Here is a 16,410-nt window from a genome sequence, read left to right on the forward strand (position 1 = left end):
TGTGTTACTGAATATCTGATGAATTCACATAATCATCAGGCAAGGCTGTTGTATCATCGAGTTACTCAGGATCGAGAAAGATGAAATATGCTCAAAGGGCAGAGTGAAATTCGCATCATTTGGTTAATGATGCTGATCATTATCGCAGTCAGTGCATGGTTTTTGGATGCACGGATATTGACCTACATCTGTGGTTTGGCATTTGTCATGAGTGTGATGCAGTATGTGGATGCGATTCAAGATCCATTGCAACAGATCGCGCAACAGACACGGGTTCCACTGCAAAGCACCTCGAAAGTGCCATTATATGTCTCTTCGATTATTGCTGTTGTAGGTTTAACACTGCATTTGAGCTGGATGGTGGGTTTAGGTCTAACTGCTTGGATTTTCTTTTTCTTACGCTGGTTACGCCGTTTAGAGCGCTATTTGAGCCAAGTTCAATTGCAAATTCAACACTTGAATTTGTCAGAACAGCGATCTCCAGATTTAAACAATCCATCATCTATTCAACAAAACATCGGCACGTCACAAGATTCATCGCTGAACTTAATGGGGCAAATTCGCCAATGGATTTTTCAAGGCAATCCTGTTTTGAAAGTTGCAATCTTGGTTTTGGTGATTGGTATTGTGTTATTGCTGCGTTTTGCGACAGAGCATTGGCAATTAAGTTTAGCCGTCAAACTTTCAATCGTTGCCTTGTCCAGTGGTGCAATCACCGCGTTGGGTGTGTTGCTACAAAATAAAAATCGCAGTTTTGCCTTGGCAATAGAGGGCTTGGGGCTGGCGGGATTATTTTTAACTTTATTCTTTGCCTACTACAACCAGGTGATTCCGAGTCTTTATCTAGCAAGTTTGTGTTTTGCTGTAATTATGGCACTGACACTGAGTTTAAGTTTAAAGCAGCAAAGCGTGGAATTGGCATTGATGGCCGTGCTTATTGCTTATATTGCGCCATTTACGTTGCCTGTGCGAAATGCAACGGTAGCAGAACTGATGGCTTATTATTTAGTGATTAACATTGCGATTGCTATACTCAGTACCTTAAGACCTTGGAAATATTTAAATCAGATCGGTTTTTTAGTGACTGTAATCATTGGTGGTGGTTATGCGTTCTATCATGGCTATAGTCAAGAAAAACAATCACTCACGATACTTATTCTTGCACATCTTGCAGTATTCATTTGGCTTGGTTTTCGATTCAGTCAATTGATCGCCAAACAGGATCTTGAGCAATTTAAACTGAAACCCAGTTTAGATGTTGCGTTGATTTTTGGTGCACCGATTATTGGCTATTTATTCTTATATTTAATGTATTTTCACCAAGAACTGATTCTTGCTGGTTTTAGCTTGGGTTTTGCTGTGGTGTTTGCAGGGATTTATCAGCTCTCAAAACGTAACCAATCTATTCAACTGATTTCTCAAAGTTATTTTAGTTTGGCATTGATTTTTATTGCTTTAATTCCACCGATTCTTCTGCATGGTCAGTGGAGTGTGGTGGGGTGGGCTGTTGAAGGCCTCTGTATTTTTGGCTTTGCTTTATATCGACAATCGATGATCAGTCGTTATATGGCGATTGCCTTGTTGATTGTTGCAGGCTGTTCAAGCCTTTATTACTTGTTTGAATTGCCTGATTTTCCAACCACGATGTATTGGTGCTTAAGTTTAAGTTATATCGCCATGGTGTTATTGGCAAATAGCCGTGATGATTTTCGCAAACAGATCAGTTCAGTAACGACCTTGTTTTTAAGCCTGCTGATGATTTCTGCAACCACGATGATTCTTGCATTATTGCTTGATCACTTAGAGGGAGAAAATCGATATATATACACTGTATTGATTGTGGTTATTGCTTATCTGTTGATGAATGAGTTGATGTTATGGCTAAAGGCCAGATCAACATGGTTGATTCCAAAATGGATTGGGGTAATTCCCGTCTATGTATTTACACTCATTTTATTGCTGGATATCAGTAAAAATGGCATGTTGCTATGGACCAGTGATATTGAACGATGGGGTATCGCAGTTTCAGGTTTAGTGCTAGCGGCAATCTGGTTAAGACCTTCAAAAGGGCTACAGTTTGAAAGTGAATGGCTCAGTTTAGGTGTTTTAATCAGTTTAAGTCTAAGCAGTCTTAGTTTAATTGCAACGATGCCTTATATCAGCGTGGTAATTTTACCTTTAGTGTTTTGTGGATGGTGCTTCTTTCAGAAAAACTCAGAATGGACGATGTTTTGGCAAACGCGAAGCAGTTTGTTGCTGATGTTGATTTGGATGATTTGTTCTCAGCTATTTTCACAACAAGCATTTCAAGGATATTTATTGCCAGTCTTAAACCCATTTGATTTGGTCAGTATCGCCATGTTAATTGGTTTTTTCTGGATGCTAAATCTTCAATTTAAACACGGTTTAAAGCAGGGTATTGACCATGGAATACTTGCTGTACTGTGTGTTTTAAGTTTGTTATGGCTGAGTAGTTATATCATTCTAAGAGCCTTACATGTGTATTTTGCTACACCTTATAACCAACTGAGTCTTTGGCAAGATGCCACTGCGCAACTGAGCCTAACCTTACTTTGGGTGAGCTTAGCCTTTATTGCGATGAGCTTTGCTAGCCGTAAGTTATTACGTCCTTTATGGATTTTAGGGGGAAGCATTTTGGTGATTGTCACCTTAAAATTGGTACTGTTTGATTTATCTCATATTGGAACGTTAACACGCGTGATTTCTTTCTTGGGCGCGGGTTTTGTGATGCTGATTATTGCTTATATTGCCCCGATTCCAGCGCAGAAAAATTTAAATCCTTAATTATGAATTGAGCGATATTTAAGTTGTTAAAGTGAAAGCAAAATAAAAGAGGCGTCTACCAACTCGTAGACGCCTCTTTTTAATTCAAGGATTGAGGTGCTTAAAGAATTTCAATCGCTACAGCAGTCGCCTCACCACCACCAATACAAAGCGCAGCAATACCTTTTTTACCACCCGTACGTTTTAAAGCATGAATCAAGGTCAGGATGATGCGTGAACCTGTAGAACCAACAGGATGTCCGAGGGCACATGCACCACCATGAATATTGACTTTTTCAGCGTCCAATTTAAATTCATCGATAGGGCACATGGTAACCATAGCAAATGCTTCATTGATTTCCCATAAGTCAACATCTTGAACATCCCAACCGGTTTTATCCAATACCTTTTGGATTGCACCTACAGGGGCAATGGTAAATTCAGAGGGGTGTTGTGAGTTTGAAGCATAGGCAACAATTTTTGCTAAAGGTTGAAGACCTTTTGCATTAGCATGATCCGCAGAGGTTAAAACCAGCGCAGATGCGCCATCTGAAATTGAACTGGCATTGGCTGCAGTGATCGTTCCATCTTTGGCAAACGCAGGGCGTAAGCTAGGGATTTTGTCGATATTGGCATTAAATGGTTGTTCATCTTGATCGATAACAACATCGCCTTTACGGCTTGAAACTGTGACAGAAACGATTTCGTCTTTAAACCAACCTTCAGTAATGGCTTTTTGTGCACGTTGTAAAGAACGAATCGCAAAATCATCCATCTGTTGGCGTGTATAGCCTTTGCTATTTGCCATATCTTGGGCAAAAGAACCCATTAAACGACCTGTTTCAGCATCTTCTAGGCCATCAAAGAACATATGGTCTTTTACTTCGCCATGGCCCATACGATAGCCGCTACGTGCTTTTGGCAAAAGATAAGGTGCGTTGGTCATCGATTCCATACCACCAGCAACAATCACTTCTGCTGAACCTGCTTTGATTGCATCCGCAGCCTGCATAACTGCTTTCATGCCTGAACCACACAATTTGTTAATGGTTACAGCACCAGTTGAATCAGGTAAACCAGCTTTGCGCATCGCTTGGCGGGCCGGGCCTTGTTTTAAACCCGCAGGTAAAACACATCCCATAATGACTTCTTGTACATCATTTGGTTGTAAGCCAGCACGGGCAATGGCTTCTTTAATCGTCGCAGCACCTAGTTCTGGCGCAGTCAAACTGGTCAGGCTTCCTTGAAAACCACCCATAGCTGTACGCGCACCATTCACAATTACGATGTCAGTCATTGTTTTAATCTCCAAATGATTATTCTGTGAATATATCCAAAACCTAAGCAGTATATAAAAAATAGTATAAGAATAAAGTCTCGCGATTGAATATATGCTGACCGTAGAGAACAGTTTTTAACATTCAGGTGGTGGTCCTAAATTTATCGCGCCCATTCGTCCGATTTTGTAGCGCTTATTATTTTCTGCATCATATTGGCTACAATAATAGAAACTTCCAGGTGAACCTCTGGGTAAACCTGTATCACCTTGTAAAGTCAATACATCTCTACTACTGGCACTTCCCACCCAAGTCAGCTTGCCATATTTAATTTTATTTTCAGTTTTGAGGAGTATGTGGTCATCCTCATCAATCTGCTTGTTTTTATTTTTGTCTGTAAAAATAAGTAATCCTTTGTTCCATTTATCTTTTTCACATCGAATTAAATCTTCAGATGAGCAAATCACCACAGTGGTATGTCGAACTAAAGCTTGACTTCTTGCATAAGAAACATGCTGTTGAATATGTGTGGAAATGATTCTAATCTCTTGTTTTTGCATCCAATTATGATAATGGGGCAAACAGATTAAGCAGATAATTGTAAGGATACAAATAGTGGTGATCAGCTCGAACAAGGTAAGACCTCGCGCTTTACAATAAAAATACATCTTTGGATCTTCTGTTAAGTCTTGTTTTTTATTTGAAAAATAATGATTTTTCTATTAAATTTAATTGAAATGTTAACGTAGTAAAATATTTATTACTATCAGTTTCTTTTACTGCTAAAATGCACGTAGCAAAAAGATAAGCGATCCACGCAAAAAAATTGAGTAAAAAGTTACCGAATTACAACGGAAATTGTAAGTAATTTTGTCAATAATTTACTTGATTAAAGTTATCAAGCACTTGGAAAAAGCCTCAAGTGTTTGTATGATTCAACGTGAGTAGCTTAAAAATAATACTGGGGTATTAAAATTTATCTCAGGATAGCCAATAAATTTTAGGCTAAGCTTGAACAACAATTGTTATCTCTGGAGGATATCCATGAAATTGAGTCGTATCGCACTTGCTATGCTTGTTGCCGCTCCATTCGCTGCTGCTAATGCTGGTGTAACTGTTACACCTTTACTACTTGGTTACACTTTCCAAGACACTCAACACAACAATGGTGGTAATAAAGGCGAGTTAACTAACGGCCCTGAATTACAAGACGATTTATTCGTTGGTGCTGCACTTGGTGTAGAACTTACTCCATGGTTAGGTTTTGAAGCTGAATATAACCAAGTTAAAGGTGATCTTGACGGTACTGGCGTAGCTGGTTCTGAATACAAGCAAACTCAAATCAACGGTAACTTTTATGCTACTTCTGATTTGATCACTAAAAACTATGACAGCAAAATCAAACCGTATGTATTGTTAGGTGCTGGTCATTACAAGTATAAACTTGATGACATGTCTTACCATAACAACGAAGAAGGTACTTTAGGTAATGCTGGTGTTGGTGCTTTCTGGCGCTTAAACGATGCTTTATCTCTTCGTACTGAAGCTCGTGGTACTTATAACTTTGACGAAAAATTCTGGAACTATACTGCTCTTGCAGGTCTTAACGTAGTTCTTGGTGGTCACTTGAAGCCTGCTGCTCCTGTAGTAGAAGTTGCTCCAGTGGTTCCAGTTGCTCCAACTCCAGTTGAACCAGCTCCACAAGTTCTTACTGAAGATTTGAACATGGAACTTCGTGTGTTCTTTGATACAAACAAATCAAACATCAAAGATCAATACAAGCCAGAAGTTGCTAAAGTTGCTGATGCGTTAACTACATTCCCGAATGCGACTGCTCGTATTGAAGGTCATACAGATAACACTGGTCCACGTAAGTTAAACGAACGTTTATCTTTAGCTCGTGCTAACTCTGTTAAATCAGCGCTTGTAAGCGAGTACAACATCGATGCATCTCGTTTGTCTACTCAAGGTTTCGCTTGGGATCAACCGATTGCTGACAACAAAACTAAAGAAGGTCGTGCTATGAACCGTCGTGTATTCGCGACAATCACTGGTAGCCGTACTGTAACTAAATAATCCTTTATTTAGTGAATAAAAAAGCGACTCAATTGAGTCGCTTTTTTATTTAAAGTCCTTATAATTCTAGAATATCTAAATAAAATTGAATCAGAAATTAATAATTACAGGTTAACGATGAAATATATCATTTTAGGACTGGTACTCATGGCATTAAATGCCTGTACGTCGACACCAATAAATTCAAATCGTGTTTCAATCCAAAAACAATATCCAAATGAAGTGAAGTCAGTGAAAAATGGGCTGTCCATATATTTTCAACCGAAATCGACAGACATTGAAGCTGAGTATAAACCTGCTTTATCTGTTGCCTCACAATTATTGAAAGACAATAAAAATTTTGTTCTTTACATTGAAGGTCATACAGACAGTACTGGTTCTTTGGCTGCAAATAATAAAGTTTCTTTAACACGCGCGAATATTGTCAAAGATTTTCTCTTAAACGAATATCAGGTCAATCCAGAGCAATTGATTACGCTCGGTTTAGGACCAACCAAGCCAATTGCTGATAATAAAACAGCTGAAGGTAGAGTGAAAAATAGACGAGTAACGGTGACTTTAAAAATTAAGTAATTTCGATAAAGCCTCTCAATTTGATCATACAGCGTTATAATTGTTGATTGTGATTTCTACAAGTTTGAAAATTGAATGAGTGTGCAACTGCCTAAAGCTTTATTAGACCTCGAATCAAATTGCGGTATTTTTGCTGTTTGGATGTTATTGCAAAATTACTCAATTCAGTTAGATATTCAACAGCTGGTTAAACTTTGTCATCACGATGCAGAGGATGGCACTTTTACGATTGGCCTAGCGATTGGGTTAAAAAAAATAGGTTTTGATCTGTCTTTTTATACAGATGAAGACTTAAATATTCATGAAAAAGAAATCGTCCGTTATCAAGACGCGAAGAAGTTAGGGTTGCAGATTAGTCCAGCGCTAAGCTATCAAGAAATTCAAGTCTATATTGAACAAGGGTGTAATATCATTGTTTTTTATGACACTTTAGAAGGCGTTGGAAATCATTCGTTGGTTTATTCGATAAATGATCAGGAAATTTGTTTCTATGATAATTTTGATGCCATGCCGAAAGCTGTCTTTGAGCAACAACGGTTAGCTGAAGGAATTTGTCAGCAAGCAATTGTGATTGATCCTTATATTCAATCTGTACGTTATTGTTAATCCAATTAAAAATGTGAATCTCAGTAAATCGAAATTTACTGAGATTCATGATCAAAATTGAGGGTTATTTTAGCTTTAACCTTTAATACACAATACTTGTTTCAGTGTGTGGACCACATCAATCAAATCATTTTGATTGGCCATAACTTGATGAATATCCTTGTAGGCACTTGGAATCTCATCAACCACACCTTTATCTTTACGGCACTCAACGCCTACTGTTTGTGCAATCAAATCTTGCTGATTAAACAAGTGTTTGGCTTTAGAGCGACTCATTTTACGTCCTGCGCCATGTGAGCATGAACAAAACGAATCTGGATTACCTTTGCCTTTAACGATAAAAGATTGCGCGCCCATTGAACCGGGGATAATCCCGTATTCATCGAGCCCTGCACGAATTGCACCTTTACGTGTAACAAAGACGTCTTCACCAAAGTGAAGTTCTTTCTGTACATAATTATGATGACAATTAATCGCTTCTTTGGTCATTTGAAAACTTGGTAATAAAGGGCGAATCGCTTCTAAAATTAAACGCATCATTTCACGTCGGTTTTCAAAAGCATATTCTTGTGCCCATTCTACAGCTTCTACATAATCATCAAAATTCGTCGAACCTTCTGCAAAGTAGCTCAAGTCTTTATCAGGCACGTGACCAAAACGATGTTGCGCTTCTTTCTTGGCACGTTCGATAAAGTAAGTGCCAATCACATTACCTAAGCCACGACTACCTGAATGTAGCATGACCCAGATATCATCATTTTCATCAATACACAGTTCAATAAAGTGATTACCACCGCCTAAAGTTCCGAGTTGCTTTTGCCATGTAACATCAAAACTGCGTAACATGCGTTTTAAAGCAGGGTGTTTGTCTGTAATACGCTGGAGCTTTTTTTCTAAGGGCGAAAGCGTTGAAGCCTTTGCTTTGATTTGTTTGTGCATTTCAAAACCGACAGGTACTTTTCTTTCAATAGCATTGCGTAAAGTACTTAAATTATCGGGCAGCTGAGATGCTTTTAGACTGAGTCTTAATGCATTCATACCACAACCAATATCCACGCCAACCGCAGCAGGAATGATGGCATTCTTGGTGGGAATAACACTTCCCACGGTTGCGCCTTTACCCAAATGTACATCTGGCATGACTGCGATATGTGAGTGAATAAATTGCAATTGTGCCATTTTTCGCAGTTGGGTTAGGCTTTCTTCATCCACATCTTTTGTATAAATTTTTACAGGAACGCCATATTCTGCTTTGGCGTTTAAAATCATTTGTATGCTCATTTTTTTTCTCGAAGCAAATTTTTTTATTGTCCGAAGGCGGTTACAACACTATTGTCAAAGTAATGATCGATTCCAATTTTAAAGACAATAAAAAACCTAGCGAATGCTAGGTTTGACTGACATTCGGACACTTTGATTAATTCAGTGCCCGTGAGTAGACGACTGCTTAATCTTAATTTAAAGTTTTCTCAAGTTGATGCATGTCGTACTCCTCTTACTTTTTGATTTAAAATCAAAGGTGAAAATTCTGGTTGGAAATGATCCAATGGGCGTTATTCTATAAAGAAAAAAAACTTTGTCAATGAAACATAGCAAATTAATTTTTAATTCACGTTGAATTGCCGTTATAAAAAACAATAAAGCAGCTAAAAAGCTGCTTTATTTACATCAAGTGATTTACTCTTTTTCGACTTGAATGGGTTGTACATCCATCTGATCATAAGCGATCAATTTAGATTTGTGTTTCCACTTATAGCCAAGCCAGATAACAAGGAACAGTGGAATGCTGATATAGGTAGACAACACACTCATCCATTTTCCATCAAGCACAGCTTCTGCATTTTGGCCAAGTATAATGATGGCACAAAGAATAAAGGCAAACCATGGACCAAAAGGGAAGAATTTTGCACGATAAGCGAGATCTTCAAGTTTATAGCCTTGAGCCAAATAACCTTTACGGAAGCGATAATGTGAGATTGCGATACCTAACCAGACAATAAAACCGCACATACCTGACATGTTTAACAGCCACGTAAACACGACACTTTCACCAATAAAGGTGGTTAAGAAACACAGTGCCGCAATTGCCGTTGTTGCATACAGTGCATTCATGGGTACACCGCGAAGATCGAGTTTAGAGAAAACTCGTGGTGCTTTACCTTCACGTGCCATATCAAACAACATACGTGTTGATGAATACATGCCTGAGTTACCTGCAGACATAATTGCAGTCAAAATCACGGCATTCATTAAGCCTGCTGCAAATGCTAAACCTGCTTTTTCATATAACAGGGTAAATGGTGACAGGGTAATGTTTCCATCACCTTCCGCAGCAAGTGCAAGGTTTGGATCTGTATACGCAACCAATGTACCAATGATAAAGATACACAAGATATAAAATAAAAGAATACGCCAAAAGATTTGTTTAATAGCGATTGGAATGGTTTTTTTCGGATCTTTAGATTCACCTGCTGCAACACCGACCATCTCTGTCCCTTGGAACGAGAATCCAGCGATCATGGCCACACCGACTAAGGCTTGAAAACCGCCTACAAATGGCGCTTCACCAACGGTCCAATTCTTGGTAATTGAATCTGTTGGATCTAACATGATTTTACCAATCATGAATAAGCCAATGACAATAAAGAAGATGATGGCAATGACTTTAACCAGTGAAAATAAAAATTCACTTTCACCAAAGCCTTTTACAGTTAAGGCATTGATACAGAAGATAATCGCAAGGAATAGCGCACTCCACCAAAAGCCGGGGATGTCTGGAAACCAAAACTTCATGATGAATTGAACGGCAACCAATTCAAATGCAACGGTAATGGCCCAGTTATACCAGTAGTTCCAACCGAGTGCGAAACCAAAACCTTCTTCTACATACTTATTACCATAGGTAAAGAATGCGCCTGATGTTGGATTGTGGGTTGCAAGTTCACCTAAACTGGTCATCAAGAAATAAATCATGATACCAATCAGGACATAAGCAAGTAATGCACCACCAGGTCCAGCAGTGGCAATCGTTTGACCCGAAGCAAGGAATAACCCTGTACCAATAGAACCGCCAATGGCGATCATGTTTAAATGTCGTGCTCCAAGCTTACGCTGGAGTTGAGGATGATCTGTTTCGCTCATCGTTATTCCTTACTACTTTTTTGAGTGTTGGCGAACAGCACTTTAAAGCCTTGTTGATCTGCTTTAGTCGTACATTGACTAAAACTCTGCTCAATGAGTAATGGGTAATTTAGGAAGCGGTTTGCCACAATCCATAATTCACCACCTGATTTTAAATGTCGTCTCGCAGTTTTACATAACGTTTCACTGGCATTGTAATCTGTTTGAATACCTTGGTGAAATGGAGGGTTACTCACAATGGCGTGTAAGAACAATGGCGCATCTTCAATCCCTGTGACTGCTTTTATTTCAAGTTGTTCTAAAGGTAAATTATTTTTTTCAAAAGTCATTTGCGTTGATGCTAAAGCAAAAGCATCGACATCTAAAGCAAAAATACGATTTTTCGGATTAAGTTTACTCAGATAAGCACTGATGACACCTGCACCACAACCAAAGTCCGCAATCTTTCCAGACGTCACTTGTTTGAGATAAGGTAAAAGCACTGCAGTTCCAATATCTAGACGATTTTGGCTAAACACACCAGGAAGTGCACAAATGCTAAGTTCTCCGGCAGGTGTTGGAACATTATAGACTTGCGCCCATTCTGCTAATGGCTTTGCTGTCACGGTTTTACCTGTGGTGAGTTGCCACATTTGACAATGACGTGCGCTATCAAGCTTGATGGCTTGACCATAAGGCTGGAGTTGTTTTGCAGCACGTTCTACACCACCTTTTTTCTCTCCAACCAAGAAAATCGAAGCGCCAACAGCTAAACGACTGACTAAATTGTGCAAGATATAGTTGAGTAGCTCTTTTGATTTTGGAACAAAAACAACAGCTTGATCAAATTCAGCTTCTGGCAGGTCAGTACCAAAATGTACCTTTGCCTGCTGATTCTGAAAATATTGAAACTCATTGTAATTCCAAGTCCAAATGCTTGCTTCGATGTTATGAGCTAAATTTGAAAGTAGATCATCCGTTGCTGCATTTACAAATAGCACGCGTCCAGAAAGGTAGTCATGCTGTCGAATGACAACTTCGCTTTTTGGCTCCATATTCACCATCCATCAATAAAAATTAGCGCAATGCCCAGTCTAAGCTGGGCATTATAAAGAATAGATTTATTATTTTTTAGTTTCGGGTAAAACTAAATTCAAAATTAATGCAGCCAGCCCGCCAGTTGCGACACCAGAACTAAAAATATTACGCGGTAATTCTGGCAAATGTTCCAAAATTTGAGGAACTTGTGCAACCCCTAGGCCGAGACCTAAAGAGATGGCAATAATCAATAACGCACGACGGTCTAGTTGAATTCCCGATAAAATGTTAATGCCTGAAGCAGCAACTGCACCAAACATTACCATAACCGCACCACCCAGTACCGCTTGCGGTACCGCCTGAATGATACCCGCAACAGCAGGGAATAATCCCAGAATGATGAGCAGGATTGCAATCCAAATCCCAACAAAACGACTTGCAACACCCGTCAACTGAATTACACCGTTATTTTGTGCAAAGACAGAACTTGGGAATGTGTTGAAGATCCCTGCAAGGAAAGAGTTGGCACCATTGACCAATACACCACCTTTAATTCGTTCCATCCACACTGGGCCATCTACAGGCTGATTTGAAATTTTAGAGGTTGCAGTAACATCGCCGATTGCTTCTAAAGATGTGACAAGATAAATAAACGCCATAGGAATAAATAAGCTCCATGAGAAGCTAATTCCAAAATGCATTGGTGTCGGAATTTGAATCAATGGAGCATCTTTTAAACCAGAAAAATCCAAATAGCCCATAAAACCCGCAAGAATATAGCCAATCACTAAAGCAATCAGAATTGCAGAACTTTTCACCCAAACCACTTTGAAGCGATTGAGAAGGACGATAATTGCCAACACTGTACATGACATGATGAGATTGTCGGCACTGGCAAATGTATGACTTTCCATAGCTTGGTAGCCGCCGCCCATGCTGATTAAACCTTCTTTAATTAAGGTTAAACCAATCAACAGCACCACAATCCCTGTAACCAAGGGCGTGATCAGTTTTTTTACCCAAGGTAAAATACGCGAAACACCCATTTCAATAAATGAGCCAGCAATGACCACACCAAAAATAGATGCCATAACCGCTTCTACTGGTGTGCCCGCAGCAACCATGGCAGAACCAATCCCAATCATTGGACCTATAAAGTTAAAGCTTGTGCCTTGGACAATCAGGAGGCCTGCACCAAAGGGTCCAATTTTTTTACATTGTAAGAATGTTGCCACCCCAGAAATCACCAATGACATGGAAAGAATCATATTGGTATCTTGAGGAGAAACACCTAAAGCTAAACAAATTAGTAAACCGGGTGTTACAATTGGAACAATAATCGCAAGTAAATGTTGCAAAGCCGCAAAAAAAGCGATGAGTGGTTTTGGGCGATCATCTAGACCATAAACAAGATCAATTTGAGCCTGTTTCTGATTGGGAGAGGGGTTAGAATTGGACATGGCACAGCAATTGGAAGTGGCAAGATGGCGCTATTCTAATCGCTTTACACACTATTACAAAATAAAAAGCCTGCTGTTGTGAAAAAAACTTGTAACTGTCAATAAACTGTCACTACTAAAAGTTAAGATTTTTCTGTATAATTTGCCCTCAAATTTAAAGCGTATCGAATTTACATGTCTGATATTAAAACTCTCCGTAATATTGCCATCATCGCGCACGTCGACCATGGTAAAACGACTCTTGTCGACAAACTTTTACAACAATCAGGTGCACTCGGTGACCGCGCGGGTGAGATTGAGCGTGTTATGGATTCGAATGCGCTTGAGTCTGAACGCGGTATTACCATTCTTGCAAAAAACACTGCAATCAAATGGTTAGACAAGCGTACAAATACTGAATACCGCATCAACATCGTCGACACCCCAGGACATGCTGACTTTGGTGGTGAAGTTGAACGTGTAATGTCTATGGTTGACTGCGTACTTCTTCTTGTCGATTCACAAGAAGGCCCAATGCCACAAACTCGCTTTGTAACACAAAAAGCGTTTGCTCGTGGTTTGAAGCCAATTGTTATCATCAACAAAGTAGATAAGCCAAGTGCTCGTCCAGACTGGGTAATCGATCAAGTATTTGATTTGTTCGATAACTTAGGCGGTAGTGATGAACAGTTAGACTTCCCAATCGTATATGCTTCTGGCTTACGTGGTGTTGCTGGTCCTTCTCCTGAAGAATTAGCAGAAGATATGACGCCGTTGTTCGAAACAATCGTAGATATCGTTGAACCACCAGCAGTTGATATTGATGGTCCATTCCAAATGCAAATTTCATCACTTGACTATAATAGTTTCGTGGGTGTAATTGGTGTTGGCCGTATTCAACGTGGTTCAGTAAAAACCAATACACCAGTGACTGTGATCGATAAAGATGGCAAGACACGTAACGGTCGTATCTTAAAAATTATGGGTTACCATGGTTTAGAGCGTGTAGATGTAGATTCTGCTCAAGCGGGTGATATCGTATGTATCACTGGTTTAGATGCATTGAACATTTCTGACACAATCTGTGATCCTAAAAATGTTGAAGCATTACCTGCATTGTCTGTAGATGAACCTACAGTTTCGATGACATTCCAAGTAAACAACTCACCGTTTGCTGGTAAAGAAGGTAAGTTTGTAACTTCTCGTAATATCCGTGAGCGTTTAGATCGCGAATTGATCCATAACGTTGCTTTACGTGTTGAAGATACTGACAGTCCAGACCGTTTCAAAGTTTCTGGTCGTGGTGAACTTCACCTTTCAGTATTGATTGAAACAATGCGTCGTGAAGGCTTCGAGATGGGTGTTTCTCGTCCGCAAGTGATCATGAAAGAAGTTGATGGCGAAACTCAAGAACCATACGAAAACGTTACTTTTGATGTTGAAGAACAACATCAGGGTTCTGTTATGGAACAAATGGGTAACCGTAAAGGTGAGTTGACCAATATGGAAGTTGACGGTAAAGGCCGTATCCGTATTGAAGCAACTGTTCCATCACGTGGTTTGATTGGCTTCCGTTCTGAATTCTTAACCATTACCTCTGGTACTGGTATCATGACTTCAAGCTTCTCGCATTACGGTACAGCTAAACAAGGTGCAGTTGCGAAACGTCAAAACGGTGTGTTGATCTCTATGGTTAATGGTACTTGCTTAGCGTTTGCATTGTTCACTTTACAAGACCGTGGTCGTCTATTTGCTGAACCACAGTTAGAAGTTTATGAAGGTATGATCGTAGGTATGAACTCTCGTTCAGACGACATGACTGTGAACCCAACCAAAGCGAAACAGTTAACTAACATGCGTGCATCTGGTACAGATGAAGCGTTAACGTTAACACCTGCAATCAAATTCACGCTTGAACAAGCATTAGAATTTATTGAAGATGACGAATTAGTTGAAGTAACACCTAAATCAGTTCGTATTCGTAAAAAATTCTTAACTGAAAATGAACGTAAACGTGCTTCACGTGGCTAAGCGTTCAAACTGGAAATAATTTAATTTCTAGAAAAAAACCGCAATTTTTTAATAAATTGCGGTTTTTTTATATAAATGTAAAAGGATATTGGTTTTTAATAAAAAGCGAGTAAATTAGGCGGAAATATATGTTGAAACATAATGTATACTTCGTCACATAAAAAATACGCAAAATCGGCGTGGAGTTAAAGTATGAGTATTCTTTCAGAGTTCAGAGAATTTGCCATTAAAGGCAATATGATGGATTTGGCAATTGGTGTCATCATTGGTGGTGCTTTCAATAAAATTATCGACTCATTAGTTAAAGACGTGATTATGCCTTTAATCACAGTGATTACGGGTGGTGGTGTTGATTTTACTCAAAAATTTGTCGTACTTGGCGATAACCCAAATAACCTTTCATCATTGGATGAATTGACCAAAGCTGGGATTAACGTACTAACTTATGGTAATTTCATCACAATTGTATTGAACTTCCTGATCTTAATGTGGGTGGTCTTCTTGTTGGTTAAATTCCTCAATAAAATCCGTAAACCTGCTGAAGAAGCTCCAGCTGCTACACCAGAAGATATTGCATTACTGCGTGAAATTCGTGATGAATTAAAGAAACGCCCTAAAGCTTAATCTTCATCAAATTGATTCAAATTACAGTATTTTAATATGTCTAAAGCCTGATAAAGCGATTAAATCATTGTAAAAGAGTTGAATGAAACGGTACGATCAAGTACCGTTTTTTATGTAAGCAAGAAAATAGAGATGGGGCTGATGAAAAAAAACATAGGGATTATGGCAATACTTATCAGTTTGTATGCATGTTCAGAGCATCCAAAAGAGCAGCAATCCGCTGATACTCAAACATCTACGCAAGTGGACCAAAGCCGACCTGCTAGTGGTTTAACTTTTAATGAAATGCCAAATGAAGATACCCGCTACGTCACTATAGAAACCGACTCGGTAGATGAAAATGAAACATTACTGTTGGCACTACAAACACGTTTATTAAAAGCCAATTTTGAGTTTATAGAAAAAGACAGTGGCAGCTCTTGGTCTGAAAATGATTGTTCTCTGAATAAAGTGATTCAAGTAAAAGGTGAGGGCATCCGCTCTTATAAGGCAATCAGTAAAGTTAAGTTAGGTGATGAAAAACAATATCGTCCAGATTTTGTTTTGCTGGTTTTTGCGTTTAAGGATGAACAGCTTGCTGAGCAAAGTTTTCAAATGCTTAAGTCTGCTGTCTATTCAGCAGGAGGATACTGTAATGGTAAATCTCCTGAAACAATCGTCAGAAATGGCAATGAAATATTTTACTTTACCACTCGGGAAGAAGCATTTAGATCATATATTGATGATTATGCGAAGTTTATCCATGAATTTAAATCTGAGCAAATTGATTCAAAAATATAGAAGGGTTTGAATTAACGAGAACAGCTCAGATTTTTATTGTTTTGTTGTCTTTAATAAGCAAT

Annotated in this window: 13 protein-coding genes; 7 read left to right on the forward strand and 6 right to left on the reverse strand. The window is 39.0% G+C overall.

The genetic code is table 11. The features are described 5' to 3' along the window. The first annotated feature begins 87 nt into the window (after nucleotides 1–87). Nucleotides 88–2,805, forward strand: a complete 2,718-nt coding sequence (locus ACZ5QH_RS03445; RefSeq protein ID WP_303576759.1) for a DUF2339 domain-containing protein — start codon at nucleotides 88–90, stop codon at nucleotides 2,803–2,805. A 100-nt stretch (nucleotides 2,806–2,905) separates the two neighbouring features. Here ACZ5QH_RS03445 and ACZ5QH_RS03450 read toward each other — a convergent pair whose 3' ends face one another. Together ACZ5QH_RS03450 and ACZ5QH_RS03455 are read right to left on the reverse strand one after the other, a co-directional pair. Continuing rightward, nucleotides 2,906–4,081, reverse strand: coding sequence for a thiolase family protein (locus ACZ5QH_RS03450; RefSeq protein ID WP_303576760.1), 1,176 nt, complete (start codon nucleotides 4,079–4,081; stop codon nucleotides 2,906–2,908). 117 nt (nucleotides 4,082–4,198) lie between these two features. Beyond that, the gene (locus ACZ5QH_RS03455; protein ID WP_244015088.1) at nucleotides 4,199–4,621 is read right to left on the reverse strand and encodes a GspH/FimT family protein; all 423 of its coding nucleotides are present in this window, start codon (nucleotides 4,619–4,621) and stop codon (nucleotides 4,199–4,201) included. Between the two features lie 484 nt (nucleotides 4,622–5,105). Between ACZ5QH_RS03455 and omp38 the strand changes: the two genes are divergently transcribed. The 3 genes from omp38 (at nucleotide 5,106) to ACZ5QH_RS03470 (ending at nucleotide 7,316) form a co-directional block, all read left to right on the forward strand. Beyond that, nucleotides 5,106–6,137 carry an outer membrane protein Omp38 gene (gene omp38, locus ACZ5QH_RS03460; RefSeq protein ID WP_034609990.1) on the forward strand — a complete coding sequence of 344 codons (1,032 nt, stop codon included), beginning with the start codon at nucleotides 5,106–5,108 and terminating at the stop codon, nucleotides 6,135–6,137. Between the two features lie 117 nt (nucleotides 6,138–6,254). Continuing rightward, nucleotides 6,255–6,710 (forward strand): OmpA family protein, encoded by a 456-nt coding sequence (locus ACZ5QH_RS03465; protein ID WP_166783166.1) that lies wholly within the window; start codon nucleotides 6,255–6,257, stop codon nucleotides 6,708–6,710. A 75-nt stretch (nucleotides 6,711–6,785) separates the two neighbouring features. Beyond that, nucleotides 6,786–7,316, forward strand: coding sequence for a cysteine peptidase family C39 domain-containing protein (locus tag ACZ5QH_RS03470; protein WP_239046423.1), 531 nt, complete (start codon nucleotides 6,786–6,788; stop codon nucleotides 7,314–7,316). Between the two features lie 75 nt (nucleotides 7,317–7,391). On the opposite strand, the gene ACZ5QH_RS03475 is transcribed toward ACZ5QH_RS03470, so the two are convergent. The 4 genes from ACZ5QH_RS03475 to ACZ5QH_RS03490 form a co-directional block, all read right to left on the reverse strand. After that, nucleotides 7,392–8,597 (reverse strand): RtcB family protein, encoded by a 1,206-nt coding sequence (locus tag ACZ5QH_RS03475; RefSeq protein ID WP_303576761.1) that lies wholly within the window; start codon nucleotides 8,595–8,597, stop codon nucleotides 7,392–7,394. A 396-nt stretch (nucleotides 8,598–8,993) separates the two neighbouring features. Next, the gene (locus ACZ5QH_RS03480) at nucleotides 8,994–10,457 is read right to left on the reverse strand and encodes an amino acid permease (protein ID WP_004723010.1); all 1,464 of its coding nucleotides are present in this window, start codon (nucleotides 10,455–10,457) and stop codon (nucleotides 8,994–8,996) included. Between the two features lie 2 nt (nucleotides 10,458–10,459). Continuing rightward, on the reverse strand, nucleotides 10,460–11,491 hold the full coding sequence (locus ACZ5QH_RS03485) for a class I SAM-dependent methyltransferase (RefSeq protein ID WP_004819153.1): 1,032 nt from the start codon (nucleotides 11,489–11,491) through the stop codon (nucleotides 10,460–10,462). A gap of 69 nt (nucleotides 11,492–11,560) precedes the next feature. Beyond that, nucleotides 11,561–12,934 carry a uracil-xanthine permease family protein gene (locus ACZ5QH_RS03490; RefSeq protein WP_004819155.1) on the reverse strand — a complete coding sequence of 458 codons (1,374 nt, stop codon included), beginning with the start codon at nucleotides 12,932–12,934 and terminating at the stop codon, nucleotides 11,561–11,563. A gap of 174 nt (nucleotides 12,935–13,108) precedes the next feature. Between ACZ5QH_RS03490 and typA the strand changes: the two genes are divergently transcribed. The 3 genes from typA to ACZ5QH_RS03505 all read left to right on the forward strand — a co-directional run bounded on the left by typA (nucleotide 13,109) and on the right by ACZ5QH_RS03505 (nucleotide 16,348). Further along, complete coding sequence (gene typA / locus ACZ5QH_RS03495) at nucleotides 13,109–14,944, forward strand: translational GTPase TypA (RefSeq protein WP_004723004.1); 1,836 nt, start codon at nucleotides 13,109–13,111, stop codon at nucleotides 14,942–14,944. A 192-nt stretch (nucleotides 14,945–15,136) separates the two neighbouring features. Then, entirely contained in the window at nucleotides 15,137–15,568 is a 432-nt protein-coding gene (gene mscL, locus ACZ5QH_RS03500) for a large conductance mechanosensitive channel protein MscL (RefSeq protein WP_303576762.1), read from the forward strand. Between the two features lie 141 nt (nucleotides 15,569–15,709). Beyond that, nucleotides 15,710–16,348: a hypothetical protein gene (locus ACZ5QH_RS03505; protein ID WP_303576763.1), complete on the forward strand. Its 639-nt coding sequence runs from the start codon at nucleotides 15,710–15,712 to the stop codon at nucleotides 16,346–16,348. The last annotated feature ends 62 nt before the right edge of the window (nucleotides 16,349–16,410 follow it).

Source organism: Acinetobacter sp. Ac8 (assembly GCF_055392545.1).